Source organism: Pseudomonas sp. NPDC088368 (assembly GCF_044753445.1).
In the GTDB taxonomy this organism is placed as follows: domain Bacteria; phylum Pseudomonadota; class Gammaproteobacteria; order Pseudomonadales; family Pseudomonadaceae; genus Aquipseudomonas; species Aquipseudomonas bambusae.
On record NZ_JBIVNG010000009.1, the window covers coordinates 19,320 to 40,496 of the forward strand.

Genomic DNA, 21,177 nt, shown 5'->3' on the forward strand with positions numbered 1-21,177 from the left:
TATGAATAGCGGCTTTACCCACATCACCGTACTGCTCGAAGAAGCCGTCGAGGCTCTCGCGGTGCGCGCTGATGGCTGCTATCTGGACGGGACATTTGGACGGGGCGGGCACAGCCGTCTCATCCTCCAGAACCTCGGGCCGGATGGACGGCTCCTCGGATTCGATAAAGATCCTCAAGCGATTGCCACCGGGCAAGCGCTGGCGGCCGAAGACGGCCGCTTTGTCATTGTGCAGCGCAGCTTTGCCGAGCTGGGTTCGGAAGCTCTGGAACGGGGCATTGCCGGAAAAGTCAGCGGCATTCTGCTGGACCTCGGCGTTTCCTCGCCTCAACTTGACGACCCTGAGCGCGGCTTCAGTTTCATGAATGACGGCCCGCTCGACATGCGTATGGACCCGTCCCGAGGGGTCAGCGCCGCCGAATTCGTCAACACCGCACCGGCCGAAGAAATCGCCCGTGTGTTCAAGGAATACGGCGAAGAGCGTTTTGCCAAGCGTATGGCAGGCGCTGTCGTCGCACGTCGCGAAGCCCAACCCTTTGAACGCACCGGCGACCTGGCCGAAGTGCTGAAAGTCGCCAACCCGGCGTGGGAAAAGGGTAAGAACCCGGCCACCCGTGCTTTCCAAGGGCTGCGCATTCACGTCAACAACGAACTGGGCGATCTGGAAGCTGGCCTCGATGCCGCGCTGGAAGCGCTGGAAGTGGGCGGCCGTCTGGCAGTGATCAGCTTCCATTCGCTGGAAGACCGCATCGTCAAACTGTTCATGCGCAAACTGGTCAAGGGCGAGGCAGACAACATGCCGCGCAACTTGCCGATCCGTCATCAGGCCTTCGAACCGCGCATCAAATTGATCGGCAAGGCGCAGTTCGCCTCCGATGAAGAGACCCGCGCCAACCCACGTTCGCGCAGTGCTGTCATGCGCGTTGCGGAGAAACTCCGGTGAGCCGCGGTTTCTTCAAGCCATTGCCAGGCGGCAGCTTCTTCATGCTGCTGCTGTTCATTGCCGTCCTCGTGTCGGCGATCGCCGTTGCCTACAGCGCGCACTGGAACCGTCAGTTGCTGAACTCGCTGTATTCCGAACTGAGCGTCCGTGATAAAGCGCAGGCCGAATGGGGTCGTCTGATTCTGGAACAAAGCACCTGGACCGCTCATAGCCGCATCGAAGCGCTGGCGACCGATCAACTGAAAATGCGTATCCCGAACGCCGCCGATATCCGGATGGTGTCGCCATGATGAAACTCGAAGGGGCACTCTACCCTTGGCGGTTCCGCGTCGTGGTCGGTCTGTTGTCGGTGCTGGTGGCGGCAATTGCCTATCGCATCGTCGACCTGCAGGTCATCGATCATCGCTTCCTCATTGAGCAGGGCGATGCGCGCAGCCTGCGTAACGTTTCGATTCCTGCGCACCGTGGCCTGATCACCGACCGTAACGGCGAGCCTCTGGCCGTCAGTACGCCGGTGACCACCATTTGGGCCAACCCGTCCGAAATGCAGGCTGACAAGAGCAAATGGCCGCAACTGGCGCAGGTACTGGGTCAAGACCCGAAGGCCATGGCTGACCGGCTGAACGAGCAGGCCACTAAAGAATTCATCTACCTGGTTCGCGGGCTGACTCCGGAGCAGGGCCAGTCAGTGCTCGACCTGAAAGTACCGGGTGTGTACGGCAAGGAAGAATTCCGTCGTTTCTACCCGGCGGGCGATGTCACTGCACACATGGTCGGTTTCACCGACCTCGACGACCACGGTCGTGAAGGTGTCGAGCTGGCCTATGACGACTGGCTGGCCGGTGTGCCAGGTCGGCGCCAAGTGATCAAGGATCGGCGCGGCAGGCTCATCAAGGACCTGCAAGTGAAGAAAAACGCCAAGGCCGGGAAGACCTTGGCTTTGTCTATTGATCTGCGTCTGCAATATCTGGCGACCCGCGAGCTGCGCAACGCGATTCAGGAAAACGACGCCAAGGCTGGCAGCCTGGTGATCATGGACGTGAAGACCGGCGAAGTGCTGGCGATGGTCAATCAGCCGACCTACAACCCGAACAACCGTCGCACCATGGTCCCGGCCGCCATGCGTAACCGCGCGATCATCGACGTGTTCGAACCTGGTTCGACCATGAAACCGATCTCCATGACCGCCGCCCTCGACAGTGGCCGCTGGAAACCCAGCGACAAGGTGGAGGTGTACCCGGGCACCCTGCAGATCGGCAAATACACCATTCGTGACGTGACCAAGACCGAAGGCCCGATCCTCGACCTGACCGGCATCCTGATCAACTCCAGTAACGTCGGCATGAGTAAGGTCGCGTTCGACGTCGGCGGCGAAGCGATCTTCCGCGCCATGCAACGTGTAGGTCTGGGCCAGTACACCGGCCTGGGCTTCCCGGGCGAACGTGTCGGCAACCTGCCGAATTATCGGGAGTGGCGCAAGGCTGAAACCGCAACGCTGTCCTACGGCTACGGCCTGTCGGTGACCGCGCTGCAGCTGGTGCACGCATATTCAGCGCTGGCCAACAACGGCAAGATCGTCCCGCTGACCATCCTGAAAACCGACAAGCCATCGGACTCGGTTCAAGCGATTCCAGAAGCGACCGCCAAGACCCTGCAAGGCATGCTGCAACAGGTGATCGAGGACCCGCGTGGCGTTTACCGTGCTCGCGTGCCGTCGTATCACGTCGCGGGCAAGTCCGGTACTGCACGTAAGACGTCGGTCGGAACCAAGGGCTACGCCGAAAACTCCTACCGCTCGCTGTTCGCAGGTTTCGGCCCGATGAGCAATCCGCGTTACGCCATCGTGGTGGTGATCGACGAGCCGAGCAAAGGCGGCTACTTCGGTGGTCTGGTTTCCGCGCCCGTGTTCAGCAAAGTCATGTCGGGCACGTTGCGTCTGATGAACGTGCGTCCGGACAACCTCGCGCCGGTCCCGCCTGAGCAGCAAGCCAACGCGGCGCCGCTGGTCGTCCCGGTCAAGGGAGGGCGCGGCTGATGCCTTTTAACCTGAGCAAAATCTTCGCCCAAAGCGACCGCGACCTGCTGATTCGTGAGCTGACACTGGACAGCCGCAAGGTGCGTCCGGGCGATCTGTTTCTGGCGATTCCGGGCTTGAAGGTCGATGGGCGCGATCACATCACCGACGCCATCGCTCACGGTGCTACGGCTGTGGCCTATGAAGTGGAAGGCGCCAAGGTGCTGCCGATCACTGACATCCCGATGATTCCGGTCAAAGGGCTGGCGGCGCAGCTGTCGGACATTGCCGGTCGTTTCTACGGCGACCCGAGCCGCAGCATGAACGTAGTCGGTGTGACCGGCACCAATGGTAAGACCAGCGTCACCCAACTGATCGCCCAGGCGCTCGACAAGCTGGGCGAGCATTGCGGTCTGATCGGTACGCTGGGCACCGGCTTCTATAGCGAGTTGAAAAGCGGGATTCACACCACACCTGATCCGATTTCCGTGCAGTCGACCATTTACGACCTGAAAAAAGCCGGTGCCAAGGCGCTGGCCATGGAAGTGTCGTCCCACGGTCTGGATCAGGGCCGTGTGACCGCGCTGGCGTTCGACGTGGCAGTGATGACCAACTTGTCCCGCGATCACCTGGATTACCACGGCACCATGGAAGCGTATGGCGCGGCCAAGGCAAAGTTGTTCGCCTGGAATGACCTGCGTTGCCGCGTGATCAACCTCGACGACGCGTTTGGTCGCGAACTGGCCGCCAAGCCGCATGATTCGCGCCTGATCACCTACAGCCAGGAAGACAGCAGCGCGTACCTGTTCTGCCGCGATGCTCACTTCGATGACGACGGTGTTCGCGCCACGCTGGTAACGCCGCAGGGCGACCACGTCTTGCGCAGCAGCCTGCTGGGCCGTTTCAACCTGAGCAACGTGCTGGCTGCGGTCGGCGCGCTGATGGGGCTGGATTACCCGCTGGACGAGATTCTTAAAGTGCTGCCGGGCCTCGAAGGTCCGGTCGGTCGTATGCAGCGCTTGGGCGGCGGCACCCGTCCGCTGGTAGTGGTCGATTACGCCCACACCCCGGACGCGCTCGAAAAAGTGCTCGACGCCCTGCGCCCACACGCGAAAGGCCAACTGACCTGCCTGTTCGGCTGCGGCGGTGACCGCGATCGCGGCAAGCGTCCGCTGATGGCCGAAGTGGTTGAGCGTCTGGCCGACAAAGTGTTGGTCACCGACGACAATCCACGCACGGAAGACCCCGCGCGTATTTTTGACGACATCCGCGCCGGTTTCAGCGCTGCAGATAAAGTCGAATTCGTTGCCGGTCGCGGTCAGGCCATCGCACAAATCATTGCCCAGGCCGACGCCGCCGACGTCATCGTGCTGGCGGGCAAGGGCCACGAGGATTACCAGGAAATCGATGACCAGCGTCATCCGTTTTCCGATCTTGAAGAAGCCGCCAAGGCACTGGACGCATGGGGGGCTGCACATGCATAAGCCACTTTCGTTCAGCGAACTGCTCCTGCCGCTCGACGCCCGACGTGTCGGCGACGACGTGAGCTTCAACGGCGTCAGTATCGACAGCCGTGCCATCGAGCCGGGCCAACTGTTCGTTGCGCTGACCGGTCCGCGTTTCGATGGCCATGATTATCTCGATCAGGTCGCCGCCAAAGGCGCAGTCGGCGCGTTGGTCGAGCGTGAAATTGCAGGCAGTTCGTTGCCGCAACTGATCGTCCGCGACACCCGTCAGGCACTGGCGCAGTTGGGGGCGATGAATCGCAACGCTTTTGTCGACAAGCCAGTGGCTGCGATCACCGGCTCCAGCGGCAAGACCACGGTCAAGGAAATGCTCTCAAGCATCCTGCGCACGCGTGGCCCGGTGCTGGCGACCAAGGGCAACCTGAACAATGAATTGGGTGTTCCGCTGACGTTGCTGGCGTTGGCGCCAGAGTTCGACGCCGCCGTGATCGAGCTGGGCGCGAATCATGTGGGCGAAATCGCGCTGACTGTCAGCCTGACCCAACCGCATGTATCGGTGTTGACCAATGCCGGGACTGCTCACGTTGGTGAGTTCGGCGGCCCAGACAAGATCGTCGAAGCCAAAGGCGAGATCATCGAAGGGCTGAACAGTCGCGGCACCGCCGTGCTGAACCGGGATGACAAAGCCTTCGGCATCTGGGTCGCCCGTGCAGGTGAGCGCAACGTATTGAGCTTCTCGATGCACAGCCGTGACGCTGATTTCTATGCCAGCGACCTCGGCATCGACGCCCGTGGCTGCCCGACCTTCACCCTGCACAGCCCAAGCGGCTCGGCACACGTGCAACTGAATCTGCTGGGCGCACACAACGTGGCCAACGCGTTGGCAGCGGCGGCAGCGGCGCATGCCCTGGGCGTTTCGCTGCCCGGCATCGTCACCGGTCTCAATAACGTCCAGCCGGTCAAGGGCCGTACCGTTGCGCAATTGGCGACCAACGGTATGCGCGTGATCGACGACACCTACAACGCCAATCCGACCTCGGTTGCAGCGGCCACCGACATCCTCACCACGTTCCCGGGCCGCAAAGTGCTGGTGCTGGGTGACATTGGTGAGCTAGGCGACTGGGCGGAGCAGGGCCACCGTGACGTCGGCGTGTACGCGGCCGGCAAGGTCGACGCGCTGTATGCCGTCGGTCCGCTGATGGCCCATGCCGTGAAGGCTTTCGGGCAGGATGCCCGCCATTTTGTAAGTCAGGCTGACCTGATCGCGGCGCTGGGCGCCGAGCAAGACACGAACACCACCCTTTTGATCAAAGGTTCCCGCAGTGCCGCGATGGAAAACGTCGTCGCCGCGCTGTGTGGCAACAGTCTGGAGAAACATTAATGCTGCTGCTGCTGGCCGAGTATCTGCAACAGTTCTACAAAGGCTTCGCGGTCTTCCAGTACCTGACCCTGCGCGGGATTCTTGGCGTGCTCACTGCACTGTCACTTTCGCTGTGCCTCGGTCCATGGATGATCCGTGCCCTGCAGAACAAACAGATCGGCCAATCCGTCCGCAACGACGGTCCCCAATCTCACCTCTCCAAGTCTGGCACCCCGACCATGGGTGGCGCGCTGATTCTGTCCGCCATCGGCATCGCGACGCTGCTGTGGGCCGACCTGACCAACCGCTACGTGTGGGTGGTGTTGATCGTGACGCTGCTGTTCGGCGGCATCGGCTGGGTCGATGACTACCGCAAGGTGATCGAGAAGAACTCGAAAGGCCTGCCAAGCCGCTGGAAATACTTCTGGCAGTCCGTGTTTGGCCTCGGCGCGGCGATCTTCCTTTATATGACTGCGCAATCGCCGGTCGAGACCACGCTGCTGATCCCGATGCTGAAAGACTTCAGCATTCCGCTGGGCATCGGCTTCGTGGTCCTGACCTACTTTGTGATCGTCGGCTCCAGCAACGCGGTCAACCTGACCGACGGCCTCGATGGTCTGGCCATCATGCCAACGGTCATGGTCGGCGGCGCGCTGGGCATCTTCTGCTACTTGTCGGGTAACGTGAAATTCGCGGAATACCTGCTGATCCCTTATGTGCCGGGCGCGGGCGAGCTGATCGTGTTCTGCGGCGCGCTGATCGGTGCAGGCCTTGGCTTCCTCTGGTTCAACACCTACCCGGCACAAGTCTTCATGGGCGACGTCGGCGCATTAGCGCTGGGCGCGGCCCTGGGCACCATCGCTGTGATCGTTCGTCAGGAAATCGTGCTGTTCATCATGGGCGGTGTGTTCGTGATGGAGACCCTGTCAGTGGTCATTCAGGTCGCATCCTTTAAATTGACCGGCCGCCGCGTTTTCCGCATGGCGCCGATTCATCACCACTTTGAACTCAAGGGCTGGCCCGAGCCGCGCGTGATCGTCCGTTTCTGGATCATCACCGTGATTCTCGTGTTGATCGGCCTTGCCACGTTGAAACTGAGGTAAGCAGAGTGTCACTGATCGCTTCTTCTCACTTCCGCATTGTTGTCGGTCTCGGCAAGAGCGGCATGTCCCTGGTTCGCTTCCTGGCGAACCGGGGCGTGGCGTTTGCCGTCGCCGATACGCGGGAGAATCCTCCGGAGCTGGCGACCCTGCGTCGCGACTATCCGCAGGTTGAAGTGCGCTGTGGCGAGCTGGATGTGGAATTCCTCTGCCGCGCCGACGAGTTGTACGTGAGCCCCGGGCTGGCGCTCGCGACCCCTGCTTTGCAGCAGGCGGCAGCCCGTGGCGTGAAACTGTCCGGTGACATCGAACTGTTCGCGCGTAACGCGAAAGCCCCCATCGTCGCCATCAGCGGCTCCAACGCGAAAAGCACCGTGACCACGCTGGTCGGTGAAATGGCGGCGGCGGCAGGCAAGCGTGTGGCGGTCGGCGGCAACCTCGGCACACCCGCGCTGGACCTGCTCAGCGACGACGTCGAGTTGTACGTTCTTGAGCTGTCGAGTTTCCAGCTGGAAACCACCGATCACCTCGGCGCCGAAGTCGCCACCGTACTGAACGTCAGCGAAGACCACATGGACCGTTACAGCGGCCTGCCTGCCTACCACTTGGCCAAACACCGGATTTTCCGGGGCGCACGGCAAGTCGTGGTGAACCGTCAGGACGCGCTCTCGCGACCATTGATCGGCGAAGGGGTGTCCTGCTGGACCTTTGGTCTGAACAGACCTGACATCAATGGCTTCGGTCTGCGAGAAGAGAACGGCGAAAAGTACCTGGCGTTCCAGTTCGAGAACCTGATGCCGGTCAGCGAGCTGAAAATCCGTGGTGCGCACAATCAGGCGAACGCGCTGTCGGCCCTGGCCCTCGGCCATGCCGCCGGTTTGCCATTCGAGCCAATGCTTCAGGCCCTGCGCAGTTTCGGCGGCCTGGTGCACCGTTGTCAGTGGCTGCGTGAACGTCAGGGCGTCAGCTATTACGACGATTCCAAAGCTACCAACGTCGGCGCCGCTCTGGCCGCCATCGAAGGATTGGGCGAAGACATTCCCGGCAAGCTGATCTTGATCGCAGGCGGCGAAGGCAAGGGTGCGGACTTCTCCGGACTGAAAGCCCCGGTGGCCGCCCATTGCCGCGCCGTTGTCCTGATTGGACGCGACGCTGAACTGATCGCCTCCGCGCTGGGCGACTCGGTGCCTCTGCTACGCATTAAAACTTTGGAAGAAGCTGTGCAACGTGCTGCCGAATGGGCTCAGGAAGGGGACGCCGTGCTGCTGGCCCCTGCCTGCGCAAGCTTTGACATGTTCAAGAACTTTGAAGTCCGCGGACAGATGTTCGCCCAGGCCGTGAGGGACTTGTCATGATCTTTGGCGTGATCAAGCCTTACCCGTCGCCGATCATCAGCGGTCGTGGCGTGGACGTCGATTTCCCGATGCTCGCTGGCTGCCTTGCGCTGCTGGGCCTGGGCCTGGTGATGATCACTTCCGCGTCGTCGGAAGTGGCCGCCGTGCAGTCGGGCAACGCGTTGTACATGATGACCCGTCACCTGATTTATCTGGTGCTGGGCCTCGGCGCCTGCGTCGCCACCATGATGATTCCGGTCGCGACTTGGCAACGCCTTGGCTGGCTCATGCTGATCGGCGCCTTCGGCCTGCTGATCATGGTGATCGTGCCCGGCATCGGGCGTGAGGTGAACGGCTCGATGCGTTGGATCGGCTTCGGCATGTTCAACGTGCAGCCGTCGGAAATCGCCAAAGTGTTCGTGGTGATTTTCCTCGCCGGTTACCTGATTCGTCGTCAGACAGAAGTGCGCGAAAGCTGGATGGGCTTCTTCAAGCCTTTCATTGTGTTGCTGCCGATGGCGGGCCTGCTGCTGATGGAGCCTGACTTCGGCGCCACCGTCGTGATGATGGGGGCGGCAGCGGCGATGCTGTTCCTCGGCGGCGTCGGCCTGTTCCGCTTCAGTCTGATGGTGGCGTTGGCCGTTGGCGCGGTGTTCGTGCTGGTGCAAGCGCAGCCTTATCGGATGGCGCGTCTGATCACCTTTACCGACCCGTGGTCGGATCAGTTCGGCTCTGGTTACCAGCTGACTCAGGCGCTCATCGCCTTCGGTCGCGGCGAGTGGTTTGGCGTTGGTCTGGGCAACAGCGTGCAGAAGCAGTTTTACCTGCCGGAAGCGCACACCGACTTCGTGTTCTCGGTGTTGGCCGAAGAGCTGGGCGTCGTGGGGTCGCTGGCCACCGTGGCGCTGTTCATGTTCGTGAGTATTCGTGCGATGTACATCGGCATGTGGGCCGAGCGCGCCAAGCAGTTCTTCGCCGCGTACACCGCCTACGGCCTGGCGTTCCTGTGGATTGGTCAGTTTCTGATCAACATCGGCGTGAACGTCGGCCTGCTGCCGACCAAGGGTCTGACCTTGCCATTCCTCAGTTACGGCGGCAGCTCGTTGATTATCTGCTGCGCGAGTCTGGGCCTGTTGCTGCGCATCGAGTGGGAATCGCGCAATAACATGGGCAGCGAAGAAGCCGAATTCAGTGAGAGCGATTTCGCCGAGGAGCCAAACCATGGCCGTCGGTAATGTCTTGATCATGGCAGGCGGCACCGGCGGGCACGTGTTCCCGGCGCTGGCCTGCGCACGCGAATTCCAGGCCCGTGGCTACACCGTGCACTGGCTCGGTACGCCGCGCGGCATCGAAAACGAACTGGTGCCTGCGGCCGGTCTCCAACTGCACCTGATCAATGTCACCGGTTTGCGGGGCAAGGGCCGTCTGTCGTTGCTCAAGGCGCCGTTCATGCTGATCAAGGCGTTGTTGCAGGCGCGCAAAGTGGTGCGTGAGTTGAAGCCCGTTTGCGTCGTCGGTTTTGGGGGTTACGTGACGGGCCCCGGTGGCCTCGCCGCGAAACTCGCGGGTGTGCCGTTGATCATTCACGAGCAAAACGCCGTGGCCGGAACCGCCAACCGCAGCCTGGCCTCGTTCGCCGCTCGCGTGTGTGAAGCGTTCCCGCAGACGTTCGCAGCCTCGGCCAAGCGTCGCACCACCGGCAACCCGGTGCGTGCCGAGCTGTTTTTCGAAACACCGCGTCAAGCGCTGGCCGGACGCAAACCCCGGTTGCTGGTGCTGGGCGGAAGCCTCGGCGCCGAGCCACTGAACAAGTTGTTGCCAGAAGCGCTGGCTCAAGTGCCAGCGGAACTGCGGCCTGAAGTGTTCCATCAGGCGGGCAAGAAACACGATGAAATCACCGCCGAGCGTTATCGCGCAGCGGGTGTCGAGGCGCAGGTCGCCCCGTTCATCAAAGACATGGCCCAAGCCTATGGCTGGGCGGATCTGGTGGTTTGCCGCGCGGGAGCGCTGACCATCAGTGAATTGGCGGCCGCTGGCCTGCCGTCGTTGCTGGTGCCGCTGCCCCATGCGATCGACGACCACCAGTCGCGTAACGCCGACTATCTGGCCCGTGAAGGCGCTGCCTTCGTGATGCCACAAAGAACAACTGGCGCGGCCGAGATGGCCGCTCGCCTGACAGAGGTTTTGATGCAACCCGAACAATTGAAGCGCATGGCTACCACGGCTCGCCAACTGGCCAAGCCGGATGCCACCAACACCGTCGTCGATGTCTGCCTGGAGGTGGCCCATGGTTGAGAACCAACGCGCCATGCCACAACCGGAAATGCGCCGCATCCGTCGCATCCATTTCGTCGGCATCGGCGGTGTGGGCATGTGCGGGATCGCCGAGGTGTTGCTGAACCTGGGTTACGAAGTCTCTGGTTCTGACCTCAAGGCCTCCCCGGTGACCGAGCGCCTCGAATCGTTCGGCGCGCACATCTTTATTGGCCACCGCGCTGAAAACTCGGCAGCGGCAGACGTGCTGGTGGTGTCCAGTGCCGTCAACACCTCTAACCCGGAAGTGGCGACTGCCCTTGAGCGTCGTATCCCTGTGGTACCACGTGCCGAGATGCTGGCCGAACTGATGCGCTATCGCCATGGCATCGCGGTCGCCGGCACCCACGGCAAAACCACCACCACCAGCCTGATCGCTTCGGTGTTCGCGGCCGGTGGTCTCGACCCGACTTTCGTGATCGGTGGCCGACTGAACGCTGCGGGCACCAATGCCCAGCTCGGCACCAGCCGTTATCTGATCGCCGAAGCCGACGAAAGCGACGCCAGCTTCCTGCACCTGCAGCCGCTGGTGGCCGTGGTCACCAACATCGACGCCGACCACATGGCGACCTACGAAGGCGACTTCAACAAACTGAAGAAAACCTTCGTCGAGTTCCTGCACAACCTGCCGTTCTACGGTCTGGCCGTGGTCTGCACCGATGACCCGGTCGTGCGCGATATCTTGCCGGCGGTGAAGCGCCCGGTCATGACCTATGGCTTCAACGAAGACGCCGACGTGCGCGCGATCAACGTGCGTCAGGAAGGCATGCGCACGCATTTCACCGTTCTGCGCCGCGACCGCGAGCCGCTGGAGGTGTCGGTGAACATGCCGGGCAACCACAACGTCCTCAACTCGCTGGCGACCATCGCCATCGCGACGGACGAAGGCATCACTGACGAAGCCATCGTTCAGGGCCTGTCGGGCTTCCAGGGCGTGGGCCGTCGCTTCCAGGTCTACGGCGAACTGCCGGTGGAAGGTGGCAACGTGATGCTGGTGGACGACTATGGTCACCACCCGCGTGAAGTCGCTGCTGTCATCAATGCCGTACGCGGTGGCTGGCCGGATCGTCGTCTGGTCATGGTTTACCAGCCGCACCGTTACAGCCGTACTCGCGATCTGTACGACGATTTCGTGCAGGTGCTCAATGACGCCAACGTCCTGCTGTTGATGGAAGTCTACCCGGCGGGCGAAGAGCCGATTCCGGGCGCGGACAGCCGTCAACTGGCCCACAGCATTCGCCAGCGTGGTCAGTTGGACCCGATCTACATCGAGCGGGGCGTTGAGCTGGCCCCGCTGGTCAAGCCGCTGCTGCGCGCGGGCGACATCCTGCTGTGCCAGGGCGCCGGTGACATCGGCGGTCTCGCACCGCAATTGCTCAAGAGCCCGCTGTTTGCGGGTGCCATCGTGGCCTCAACCGAAGGTAAGCTGAAATGACAGCCGCCGCGCCCGTCTCCCTGCTCTCGACCCTTGAGCCAAAAAGCTTCGGCCGCGTTGCCGTGCTTTTTGGCGGCAAGAGTGCAGAGCGGGAGGTTTCCCTCAAATCCGGCAACGCAGTGCTTGAAGCGCTGCTGAGTGCGGGCGTCGATGCCTTCGGGATCGATGTGGGCGACGATTTCCTTCAGAGACTGGCCAGCGAGACCATCGACCGCGCGTTCATCGTGCTGCACGGTCGCGGCGGCGAAGACGGCACCATGCAGGGCCTGCTCGAGTGCCTGGAGATCCCGTACACCGGCAGCGGCGTGCTGGCGTCTGCACTGGCGATGGACAAGTTGCGCACCAAGCAGGTCTGGCAGAGCCTAGGCCTGCCGACCCCGCGTCACGCGGTGCTGGCGAGCGAATCAGACTGTATTTCTGCGGCGACGGAACTGGGCTTTCCTTTGATCGTCAAACCCGCTCATGAAGGCTCCAGTATCGGTATGGCCAAGGTGACCCGCGTCGACGAATTGATCGCCGCCTGGAATGCCGCCAGTACCTACGATTCAAACGTGTTGGTCGAACAATGGATTCAAGGTCCAGAGTTCACTGTCGCGACGCTGCGTGGGCAAGTCTTGCCCCCGATCGGCCTGGGCACTCCCCACACTTTTTACGATTACGACGCCAAGTACCTGGCTTCCGATACCCAGTACCGGATTCCATGTGGCCTCGACGCAACCCAAGAACAGGAACTCAAGGCGCTGACCGCACGTGCCTGCGAAGCCGTGGGTGTTGCCGGATGGGCACGCACCGACGTCATGCAGGACGCCAATGGCCAGTTCTGGCTGCTGGAAGTCAACACCGTGCCCGGCATGACCGACCACAGCCTGGTCCCGATGGCAGCGAATGCCGCAGGGCTCGATTTTAAACAGTTGGTGTTGGCGATTCTGGCCGACAGTGTCCAGGTGCGGGGGTAAGTCATGCTCGGCGCAACGGTACGTCATCAGCAATCCACTCCTGGCCGCAAGCCGGTGCCGCGCGGTGCCAGCCGGATGGTGGCCAAGGAGCCTCTGTCGGCGCGCATGCCGAAGCCGAATTTCGGTTTTCTGCGCGGCCTGATGTGGCCCGTCCTGCTGGTGGTGCTGGGTTTCGGCACTTACGAAGCAGCGCAGCGTCTATTGCCGTACGCCGACCGGCCGATCTCGCGGATCAACGTTCAGGGCGACCTGAGCTACATCAGCCAGCAAGCCGTTCAGCAGCGCATCGCGCCTTACGTGGCCACCAGTTTCTTCAACATCGACCTGGCCGGGATGCGAACCGAGCTGGAACAGATGCCCTGGATCGCCCACGCCGAAGTGCGTCGTGTGTGGCCGGATCAGGTGGTGATTCGCCTCGAAGAACAATTGCCGGTTGCGCGCTGGGGCGATTCGGCCCTGCTGAACAACCAGGGTCAGGCGTTCACCCCGCGTGAGCTGGCCAACTACGAACACCTTCCGCAGTTGTTCGGGCCTCAACGGGCTCAACAGCAGGTGATGCAGCAGTACCAGGTGCTGAGCCAGATGTTGCGCCCGCTGGGCTTCTCCATCGCTCGCCTGGAATTGCGCGAACGAGGCAGTTGGTTCCTTACCACCGGCGCAGGCAATGCAGGTCCCGGCCTGGAACTGCTGCTGGGACGAGGCAACCTGGTTGAGAAGATGCGCCGCTTTATCGCCATCTACGAAAAAACGCTGAAAGAACAGATCACGAACATTGCGCGAGTAGACCTGCGTTACAACAACGGCCTGGCCGTTGGGTGGCGTGAGCAGGCGCCAGCGCCAACGACGGACAAACCCGCCGTCGCGAAGAATTGATAAGAGGCAGGACCCATGGCAAACGTGCAAAGCGGCAAAATGATCGTCGGATTGGATATCGGCACCTCCAAAGTGGTGGCGCTGGTAGGCGAAGTCGCGGCTGATGGCACGCTGGAAATCGTCGGTATCGGCACCCACCCGTCCCGTGGCCTGAAGAAGGGCGTGGTGGTGAACATCGAGTCGACCGTGCAGTCGATTCAGCGCGCAGTGGAAGAAGCGCAGCTGATGGCGGGCTGCCGCATTCACTCGGCGTTCGTCGGTGTCGCGGGCAACCACATTCGCAGCCTGAATTCCCACGGTATCGTGGCGATCCGCGACCGCGAGGTGAGTTCGGCTGACCTGGAGCGCGTCCTCGATGCCGCTCAGGCGGTGGCGATCCCGGCGGACCAGCGCGTCCTGCACACCCTGCCGCAGGATTACGTGATCGATAACCAGGAAGGCGTTCGTGAGCCTCTGGGCATGTCGGGCGTACGTCTGGAAGCGAAAGTGCACGTCGTGACCTGCGCCGTGAACGCCGCTCAGAACATTGAGAAGTGCGTGCGTCGCTGCGGCCTGGAAGTCGACGATATCATCCTTGAGCAGTTGGCCTCGGCGTACTCGGTGCTGACCGACGACGAGAAAGAGCTGGGCGTTTGCCTGGTGGACATCGGTGGCGGCACCACCGACATCGCGATCTTCACCGAAGGCGCGATCCGTCACACCGCTGTGATCCCGATTGCGGGCGATCAAGTCACCAACGACATCGCCATGGCCCTGCGCACCCCGACGCAGTACGCCGAAGAGATCAAGATCCGTTACGCCTGCGCCTTGGCCAAACTGGCCGGCGCCGGTGAAACCATCAAAGTGCCGAGCGTGGGCGACCGTCCACCTCGCGAACTGTCCCGTCAGGCGTTGGCCGAAGTCGTCGAGCCTCGCTACGACGAGCTGTTCACCCTGATTCAGGCCGAACTGCGCCGCAGTGGCTACGAAGACCTGATTCCGGCCGGCATCGTGCTGACCGGTGGTACCTCGAAAATGGAAGGCGCGGTCGAACTGGCCGAGGAAATCTTCCACATGCCGGTGCGCCTTGGCGTGCCGCACAGCATCAAGGGTCTGGCGGACGTCGTTCGCAACCCGATTTACTCCACCGGTGTTGGCTTGCTGCTGTACGGACTGCAAAAGCAGTCCGACGGGATCTCGCTGTCAGGCCTTTCCAATTCCGGTAGCAGTTATAGCGATGAACCTAAGGCACCCGTGTTTGAGCGTCTCAAGCGCTGGGTCCAGGGGAATTTCTAAGATTCAAAAAGTGGTAGGCAGGCAACAGGCGACATAAAACTAGAGAACTGAAGGAGAGGGAACATGTTCGAGCTCGTAGACAACATCCCACAAAGCCCGGTAATTAAAGTTATCGGCGTTGGTGGCGGCGGCGGCAACGCGGTCAATCACATGGTCAAGAGCAACATCGAAGGCGTCGAGTTCATCTGCGCCAACACCGATGCTCAAGCACTGAAGAACATTGGCGCACGTACCATTCTGCAACTGGGTACCGGTGTGACCAAGGGCCTGGGTGCAGGTGCCAATCCTGAAGTCGGTCGTCAGGCGGCACTGGAAGATCGTGAGCGCATTGCGGAAGTTCTGCAGGGCACCAACATGGTCTTCATCACCACCGGCATGGGTGGCGGTACCGGTACCGGTGCAGCCCCGATCATCGCCGAAGTGGCCAAGGAAATGGGCATCCTGACCGTTGCGGTCGTGACCCGTCCGTTCCCGTTCGAAGGCCGCAAGCGCATGCAGATCGCCGATGAAGGCATCCGCGCGCTGTCCGAAAGCGTCGACTCGTTGATCACCATTCCCAACGAGAAGCTGCTGACCATCCTGGGTAAAGACGCAAGCCTCTTGTCGGCTTTCGCCAAGGCAGACGATGTACTGGCCGGTGCCGTTCGCGGTATCTCCGACATCATCAAGCGCCCAGGCATGATCAACGTCGACTTCGCCGACGTACGCACCGTGATGTCCGAAATGGGCATGGCGATGATGGGCACTGGCGCTGCCAGCGGTCCGAACCGTGCGCGTGAAGCCACCGAAGCCGCAATCCGCAACCCGCTGCTCGAAGACGTGAACCTGCAGGGTGCCCGCGGCATTCTGGTCAACATCACCGCCGGTCCTGACCTGTCTCTGGGTGAGTACTCCGACGTGGGTAGCATCATCGAAGCGTTCGCCTCCGAGCACGCCATGGTCAAGGTCGGTACCGTTATCGATCCGGACATGCGCGACGAGCTGCACGTGACCGTGGTTGCCACTGGCCTGGGTGCAAAAATCGAGAAGCCTGTGAAGGTCATCGACAACACCATGCAGACCGCTCAAGCCGCACCTGTGCAGCAACAAGCCGTCCGCCAGGAGCAGCCTTCGGTGAATTACCGCGATCTGGACCGTCCTACCGTGATGCGCAATCAGGCTCACGCAGGCGCCACTGCTGCGGCAAAAATGAATCCGCAAGACGATCTGGATTACCTGGATATTCCAGCGTTCCTGCGTCGTCAGGCTGATTGATGAGTTCTATCAGGGGTATAAGGGTGATTGGTGTTCAGCAAAGGCGAGGTCTGCTATCATCGCCAGCCTTTGTTGATACTAATTCGCGATATGCGCTGAAGCGGCCAATGCCATGATTAAACAACGCACCCTGAAGAATATTATCCGTGCCACAGGTATCGGCCTGCACTCGGGGGAAAAGGTTTACCTGACCCTCAAACCTGCACCTGTGAACGCTGGCATTGTGTTTTTCCGTACCGACCTCGAGCCGGTTGTCCAGATCAACGCACACGCGCTGAATGTGGGCGACACCACGCTTTCCACAACGCTGTTCAATGGCGACGTGAAGGTCGATACGGTTGAGCACTTGCTGTCGGCCATGGCCGGCCTCGGCATCGATAACGCCTACGTTGAACTCTCTGCCTCCGAAGTTCCAATCATGGACGGCAGCGCAGGTCCCTTCGTATTCCTGATCCAGTCAGCTGGCTTGGAAGAACAGGACGCACCGAAGAAATTCATACGCATTCTGAAAGAAGTCTGCGTAGAGGAAGACGGCAAATACGCCAAGTTCGTGCCTTTCGAAGGTTTCAAGGTGAGCTTCGAAATCGATTTCGATCACCCGTACCTGAAGAACCGGACACAGACGGCGAGCGTCGACTTTTCCAGCACTTCGTTCGTAAAAGAAGTGAGCCGTGCGCGTACCTTCGGTTTCATGAAAGACATCGAGTACTTGCGCAAACACAACCTTGCACTGGGCGGCAGCGTTGAAAACGCGATCGTCGTGGACAAGGACGGCGTGTTGAACGAAGACGGCCTGCGGTATGAGGACGAATTCGTTAAACACAAGATTCTGGATGCCATCGGTGACCTGTATCTGCTGGGCAACAGTTTGATCGGCGAGTACCAGGGCTTCAAATCTGGCCACGGTCTGAACAATCGTCTGCTGCGTGCGTTGATCGCACAGGAAGATGCTTGGGAAGTGGTGACCTTTGCTGATGCCAGTACCGCACCGATCTCGTACATGCGCCCTGTAGCGGCGGTGTAACAGTCTCTTTTTCTCAGTTTCAATATTTAAGGCCACCTGATCAGGTGGCCTTTTTTTATGGCTTTTTGGGGACCGTCAGGTCCGGGGCGATCAAACCGAATCTTTAGGCCGGGCATGCGCCGCCAATCGTTCGAGCGCCGCTTTGAGTTTCGGGTCACTGATCCCTTCAGCCGTCTCATTGATCGCATCGGCGGCGGCCACCGACAAATCCCGTGAAGGCCCGACCGGTGCCCGATGGATCGTCGCGGGCTGCACTTTCAACTGCAATCGCGTGAGGTTGGCGAATTCCTTGAAGACAACCAATTGCCGTTGCAGCCGCTTCTGTTGATACCGCAACCGCGTCGCCCAGTGACCGTCCGTGACGACCAGCAGCAATGTCCCTTCTCGCCATGACGCCACATGGCAATGCTCGCGCGCAGCGGGTTGCAACTGGCTTTCCAGCAGACGCTGCAAATGGGCCAATCGCTGGGCATGATTAAAAATGGCTTTGAGCGGTCTGGCTTCGCGCAAAAGCACAGCCGGAGCGCGAGCCTGCAAGGGACGAAAGGCCATGAAAGTCGCCTGTGGTTACAAGTCCGTGATGTTATCAGAAAGCAGTCGCTGGCCCTGTAAGTGCCGATCCCACCCTTGTTCTGCCGGCCGATTCGTGAAGAAACATTAATCAAACTTCTGTCCCGCACGGGTTGAAGTCCGAAGAAATGCCCCTATTGTACTTCTGCCCCGTAACATTGCTGTGCCAGCATCGTGGAATAACGCCACTTTCCTCACCACCATTTCCGGGTAGAATGCTCGTTCGCATGCGGCCATGAGGGCTGCACGGGCGACTCACGGGGCCGCCCTCCATCCCTATGTGTGGAAGATCCTGTCGATATGTTTGCACCTTTGTTAAAAAAACTTTTCGGAAGCAAAAACGAGCGCGAAGTGAAGCGCCTGCTCAAGACGGTCCAGTCCGTTAACAGCTTCGAAGAGCAAATGGTGGCCCTTTCGGACGAGCAACTGCGCGCCAAGACCGAAGAATTCAAGGCCCGCTTCGCCAAAGGTGAGACCCTCGATAAGCTCCTGCCTGAAGCCTTTGCGGTCTGCCGCGAAGCCGGTAAACGCGTCATGGGGATGCGTCATTTCGACGTTCAATTGCTCGGCGGCATGACGCTGCACGAAGGCATGATCGCCGAGATGCGTACCGGTGAAGGTAAAACCCTGGTGGCGACACTGGCGGTGTACCTCAATGCGCTGTCCAGCAAGGGCGTGCACGTTGTCACCGTCAACGACTACCTGGCCCGTCGGGACGCCAACTGGATGCGTCCGTTGTACGAATTCCTCGGTCTGACCGTAGGTGTCGTGACGCCTTTTCAGCCGCCTGAAGAAAAGCGTGCTGCGTATGGTTCCGATATCACCTACGGCACCAACAACGAATTCGGCTTCGACTACCTGCGCGACAACATGGCGTTCAGCCTGGAAGACAAATTCCAGCGCGAGCTGAATTTCGCCGTGATCGACGAAGTGGACTCGATCCTCATCGACGAAGCCCGTACCCCGCTGATCATCTCCGGCCAGGCCGAAGACAGCTCCAAGCTCTACACCGAAATCAACAAGCTGATCCCTAAACTCGAACAACACATCGAGGAAGTGGAAGGCGTGGTGACAAAGCAGGGCCACTACACCATCGACGAGAAATCCCGTCAGGTGGAGTTGAACGAGTCCGGTCACCAGTTCATCGAAGAAATGCTCACCGAAGTCGGTTTGCTGGCCGAAGGCGAGAGCCTGTATTCGGCGCATAACCTGGGCCTGCTGACCCACGTGTACGCCGGTCTGCGTGCGCACAAACTGTTCCATCGCAACGTCGAATACATCGTTCAGGACGGCGGCATTCTGCTGGTCGACGAACACACCGGTCGTACCATGCCGGGTCGTCGTCTGTCGGAAGGTCTGCACCAGGCCATCGAAGCCAAAGAACACCTGAACATTCAGGCCGAAAGCCAGACCCTGGCCTCGACCACGTTCCAGAACTACTTCCGTCTGTACAACAAACTGTCCGGCATGACCGGTACAGCCGACACCGAAGCGTTCGAATTTCACCAGATCTACGCCTTGGCCGTGATGGTCATTCCGCCAAACAAACCCTTGGCGCGTAAAGACTTCAACGACCTGGTGTACCTGACCGCCGAGGAGAAATACCAGGCGATCATCACCGACATCAAGGCCTGTCTGGCCGAACAGCGTCCGGTGCTGGTAGGTACAGCGACCATCGAAACTTCTGAGCACATGTCCAACCTGCTCAAGAAAGAAGGCATCGATCACAAGGTTTTGAACGCCAAGTTCCACGAAAAAGAAGCAGAAATCATCGCGCAGGCCGGTCGTCCGGGTGCCCTGACCATCGCCACCAACATGGCCGGTCGTGGTACCGACATCCTGTTGGGCGGTAACTGGGAAGTTGAAGTCGCCAGCCTGGAAGACCCGACCGCTGAGCAAGTCGCGCAGATCAAGGCCGACTGGCAGAAGCGCCATCAGCAAGTGATTCAAGCGGGCGGTCTGCACGTGATCGCGTCCGAGCGTCATGAATCCCGTCGTATCGACAACCAGCTGCGCGGTCGCGCCGGTCGTCAGGGCGACACCGGTTCGAGTCGTTTCTACCTGTCGCTGGAAGACAGCCTGATGCGCATCTTCGCCTCTGACCGGGTGAAGAACTTCATGAAAGCGCTGGGCATGCAGTCCGGTGAGGCGATCGAGCACCGCATGGTGACCAACGCCATCGAGAAGGCCCAACGCAAGGTCGAAGGCCGCAACTTCGACATTCGTAAGCAATTGCTGGAGTTCGATGACGTCTCCAACGAACAGCGTAAAGTGATCTACCACATGCGCAACAGCCTGCTGGCTGCGGTGAACATTGGTGACACCATTGCCGAGTTCCGCGAAGAAGTCCTCGACGCCACCATCAGCGCACACATTCCGCCGCAATCCCTGCCAGAGCAGTGGGACGTCGCCGGTCTGGAAGCCGCGCTGAACAGCGATTTCGGTGTGAAGCTGCCGATTCAGCAGTGGCTGGATGAAGACGATCACCTCCACGAAGAAAACCTGCGTCCGAAACTGCTGGAAGCCATCATGTCGGCTTACAACGAGAAGGAAGACCAGGCCAGTGCCGAAGCCCTGCGCACCTTCGAGAAGCAGATTCTGCTGCGCGTGCTGGACGACCTGTGGAAAGACCACCTGTCGACTATGGATCACCTGCGTCACGGTATCCACCTGCGCGGCTACGCTCAGAAGAACCCGAAGCAGGAATACAAGCGCGAGTCCTTCACCCTGTTCCAGGAACTGCTGGATTCGATCAAGCGCGACACCATTCGTGTGCTGTCTCACGTCCAGGTTCGCCGCGAAGACCCGGCGGAGGAAGAGGCGCGCCTGCGTCGCGAAGCCGAAGAACTGGCGCAGCGCATGCAATTCCAGCACGCCGAAGCACCGGGGCTGGATCAGCCAATCGCACTGGTGGGCGAAGAGGGTGACGACGTCGCTGTCGCCGCTGCCGCGCTGTCGCCGGTTCGCAATGACCAGAAACTGGGTCGCAACGAGCTGTGCTGGTGCGGTTCGGGCAAGAAGTTCAAGCATTGCCACGGCCAGATCAACTAACCAGGCACTGTGAAAACTACTGCGCTTGACAATACTGCGTCAAAAACAGGCTCGGACTGCTTGCTGAGAAGCAGTAAAGTCGAGCGCGACCCCGGCCGGTCCTCGCCTGTTTTTTCCTTGTCTTGCCTGCGCTCGCTACGTTTTCACAGCGCCTGGAAATTAGGCTTTGACGCAATACCACGCCGCGACCGGCCCAGCCGTCGCGGCGT

At 60.6% G+C, this 21,177-nt stretch carries 17 protein-coding genes; 16 read left to right on the forward strand and 1 reads right to left on the reverse strand.

The window, feature by feature from the left end:
• The first annotated feature begins 1 nt into the window (after position 1).
• From rsmH to lpxC, 15 genes are all read left to right on the forward strand, one after another.
• A complete protein-coding gene (gene rsmH, locus ACIQAL_RS19930) occupies positions 2–943 on the forward strand; it encodes a 16S rRNA (cytosine(1402)-N(4))-methyltransferase RsmH (RefSeq protein WP_401149290.1) in 942 nt (313 codons plus the stop codon).
• Positions 940–1,233, forward strand: a complete 294-nt coding sequence (gene ftsL / locus ACIQAL_RS19935; RefSeq protein ID WP_296188437.1) for a cell division protein FtsL — start codon at positions 940–942, stop codon at positions 1,231–1,233. The genes rsmH and ftsL overlap by 4 nt, the downstream gene beginning before the upstream one ends.
• Positions 1,230–2,978 carry a peptidoglycan D,D-transpeptidase FtsI family protein gene (locus ACIQAL_RS19940; protein WP_401148631.1) on the forward strand — a complete coding sequence of 583 codons (1,749 nt, stop codon included), beginning with the start codon at positions 1,230–1,232 and terminating at the stop codon, positions 2,976–2,978. Before ftsL ends, ACIQAL_RS19940 begins: the two co-directional genes overlap by 4 nt.
• Complete coding sequence (locus tag ACIQAL_RS19945) at positions 2,978–4,441, forward strand: UDP-N-acetylmuramoyl-L-alanyl-D-glutamate--2,6-diaminopimelate ligase (protein ID WP_401148634.1); 1,464 nt, start codon at positions 2,978–2,980, stop codon at positions 4,439–4,441. Before ACIQAL_RS19940 ends, ACIQAL_RS19945 begins: the two co-directional genes overlap by 1 nt.
• Complete coding sequence (gene murF, locus ACIQAL_RS19950) at positions 4,434–5,804, forward strand: UDP-N-acetylmuramoyl-tripeptide--D-alanyl-D-alanine ligase (protein ID WP_401148637.1); 1,371 nt, start codon at positions 4,434–4,436, stop codon at positions 5,802–5,804. Before ACIQAL_RS19945 ends, murF begins: the two co-directional genes overlap by 8 nt.
• Entirely contained in the window at positions 5,804–6,886 is a 1,083-nt protein-coding gene (mraY, locus tag ACIQAL_RS19955) for a phospho-N-acetylmuramoyl-pentapeptide-transferase (RefSeq protein WP_296188429.1), read from the forward strand. The genes murF and mraY overlap by 1 nt, the downstream gene beginning before the upstream one ends.
• 5 nt (positions 6,887–6,891) lie before the next feature.
• A complete protein-coding gene (gene murD / locus ACIQAL_RS19960; RefSeq protein ID WP_401148639.1) occupies positions 6,892–8,238 on the forward strand; it encodes a UDP-N-acetylmuramoyl-L-alanine--D-glutamate ligase in 1,347 nt (448 codons plus the stop codon).
• Positions 8,235–9,452: a putative lipid II flippase FtsW gene (gene ftsW, locus ACIQAL_RS19965; RefSeq protein WP_166596481.1), complete on the forward strand. Its 1,218-nt coding sequence runs from the start codon at positions 8,235–8,237 to the stop codon at positions 9,450–9,452. Before murD ends, ftsW begins: the two co-directional genes overlap by 4 nt.
• Entirely contained in the window at positions 9,439–10,512 is a 1,074-nt protein-coding gene (gene murG / locus ACIQAL_RS19970; RefSeq protein ID WP_341962320.1) for an undecaprenyldiphospho-muramoylpentapeptide beta-N-acetylglucosaminyltransferase, read from the forward strand. The genes ftsW and murG overlap by 14 nt, the downstream gene beginning before the upstream one ends.
• Positions 10,505–11,965 carry a UDP-N-acetylmuramate--L-alanine ligase gene (gene murC, locus ACIQAL_RS19975; protein ID WP_401148643.1) on the forward strand — a complete coding sequence of 487 codons (1,461 nt, stop codon included), beginning with the start codon at positions 10,505–10,507 and terminating at the stop codon, positions 11,963–11,965. The genes murG and murC overlap by 8 nt, the downstream gene beginning before the upstream one ends.
• Positions 11,962–12,921: a D-alanine--D-alanine ligase gene (locus ACIQAL_RS19980; RefSeq protein WP_401148646.1), complete on the forward strand. Its 960-nt coding sequence runs from the start codon at positions 11,962–11,964 to the stop codon at positions 12,919–12,921. Before murC ends, ACIQAL_RS19980 begins: the two co-directional genes overlap by 4 nt.
• A gap of 3 nt (positions 12,922–12,924) precedes the next feature.
• Positions 12,925–13,794 (forward strand): cell division protein FtsQ/DivIB, encoded by an 870-nt coding sequence (locus ACIQAL_RS19985; RefSeq protein WP_166596485.1) that lies wholly within the window; start codon positions 12,925–12,927, stop codon positions 13,792–13,794.
• Between the two features lie 15 nt (positions 13,795–13,809).
• Complete coding sequence (ftsA, locus tag ACIQAL_RS19990; protein ID WP_166596486.1) at positions 13,810–15,069, forward strand: cell division protein FtsA; 1,260 nt, start codon at positions 13,810–13,812, stop codon at positions 15,067–15,069.
• 63 nt (positions 15,070–15,132) lie between these two features.
• A complete protein-coding gene (gene ftsZ / locus ACIQAL_RS19995; protein ID WP_062384185.1) occupies positions 15,133–16,323 on the forward strand; it encodes a cell division protein FtsZ in 1,191 nt (396 codons plus the stop codon).
• 112 nt (positions 16,324–16,435) lie between these two features.
• The gene (lpxC, locus tag ACIQAL_RS20000; RefSeq protein ID WP_166596487.1) at positions 16,436–17,347 is read left to right on the forward strand and encodes a UDP-3-O-acyl-N-acetylglucosamine deacetylase; all 912 of its coding nucleotides are present in this window, start codon (positions 16,436–16,438) and stop codon (positions 17,345–17,347) included.
• A 90-nt stretch (positions 17,348–17,437) separates the two neighbouring features.
• Here lpxC and ACIQAL_RS20005 read toward each other — a convergent pair whose 3' ends face one another.
• Positions 17,438–17,899: a DUF721 domain-containing protein gene (locus ACIQAL_RS20005; protein WP_166596488.1), complete on the reverse strand. Its 462-nt coding sequence runs from the start codon at positions 17,897–17,899 to the stop codon at positions 17,438–17,440.
• A gap of 318 nt (positions 17,900–18,217) precedes the next feature.
• Here ACIQAL_RS20005 and secA point away from each other — a divergent pair, with 318 nt between their 5' ends.
• Positions 18,218–20,968 carry a preprotein translocase subunit SecA gene (gene secA, locus ACIQAL_RS20010; protein ID WP_401148651.1) on the forward strand — a complete coding sequence of 917 codons (2,751 nt, stop codon included), beginning with the start codon at positions 18,218–18,220 and terminating at the stop codon, positions 20,966–20,968.
• The last annotated feature ends 209 nt before the right edge of the window (positions 20,969–21,177 follow it).

Excerpts from the sequence above, each read along its gene's own strand:
- rsmH (WP_401149290.1), top strand. The coding sequence starts at position 2 with ATGAATAGCGGCTTTACCCACATCACCGTACTGCTCGAAGAAGCCGTC.
- ACIQAL_RS19940 (WP_401148631.1), top strand. The coding sequence starts at position 1,230 with ATGATGAAACTCGAAGGGGCACTCTACCCTTGGCGGTTCCGCGTCGTG.
- ACIQAL_RS19945 (WP_401148634.1), top strand. The coding sequence starts at position 2,978 with ATGCCTTTTAACCTGAGCAAAATCTTCGCCCAAAGCGACCGCGACCTG.
- murF (WP_401148637.1), top strand. The coding sequence starts at position 4,434 with ATGCATAAGCCACTTTCGTTCAGCGAACTGCTCCTGCCGCTCGACGCC.
- mraY (WP_296188429.1), top strand. The coding sequence starts at position 5,804 with ATGCTGCTGCTGCTGGCCGAGTATCTGCAACAGTTCTACAAAGGCTTC.
- ftsW (WP_166596481.1), top strand. The coding sequence starts at position 8,235 with ATGATCTTTGGCGTGATCAAGCCTTACCCGTCGCCGATCATCAGCGGT.
- murG (WP_341962320.1), top strand. The coding sequence starts at position 9,439 with ATGGCCGTCGGTAATGTCTTGATCATGGCAGGCGGCACCGGCGGGCAC.
- murC (WP_401148643.1), top strand. The coding sequence starts at position 10,505 with ATGGTTGAGAACCAACGCGCCATGCCACAACCGGAAATGCGCCGCATC.
- ACIQAL_RS19980 (WP_401148646.1), top strand. The coding sequence starts at position 11,962 with ATGACAGCCGCCGCGCCCGTCTCCCTGCTCTCGACCCTTGAGCCAAAA.
- ACIQAL_RS19985 (WP_166596485.1), top strand. The coding sequence starts at position 12,925 with ATGCTCGGCGCAACGGTACGTCATCAGCAATCCACTCCTGGCCGCAAG.
- ftsA (WP_166596486.1), top strand. The coding sequence starts at position 13,810 with ATGGCAAACGTGCAAAGCGGCAAAATGATCGTCGGATTGGATATCGGC.
- ftsZ (WP_062384185.1), top strand. The coding sequence starts at position 15,133 with ATGTTCGAGCTCGTAGACAACATCCCACAAAGCCCGGTAATTAAAGTT.
- lpxC (WP_166596487.1), top strand. The coding sequence starts at position 16,436 with ATGATTAAACAACGCACCCTGAAGAATATTATCCGTGCCACAGGTATC.
- ACIQAL_RS20005 (WP_166596488.1), bottom strand. The coding sequence starts at position 17,899 with ATGGCCTTTCGTCCCTTGCAGGCTCGCGCTCCGGCTGTGCTTTTGCGC.
- secA (WP_401148651.1), top strand. The coding sequence starts at position 18,218 with ATGTTTGCACCTTTGTTAAAAAAACTTTTCGGAAGCAAAAACGAGCGC.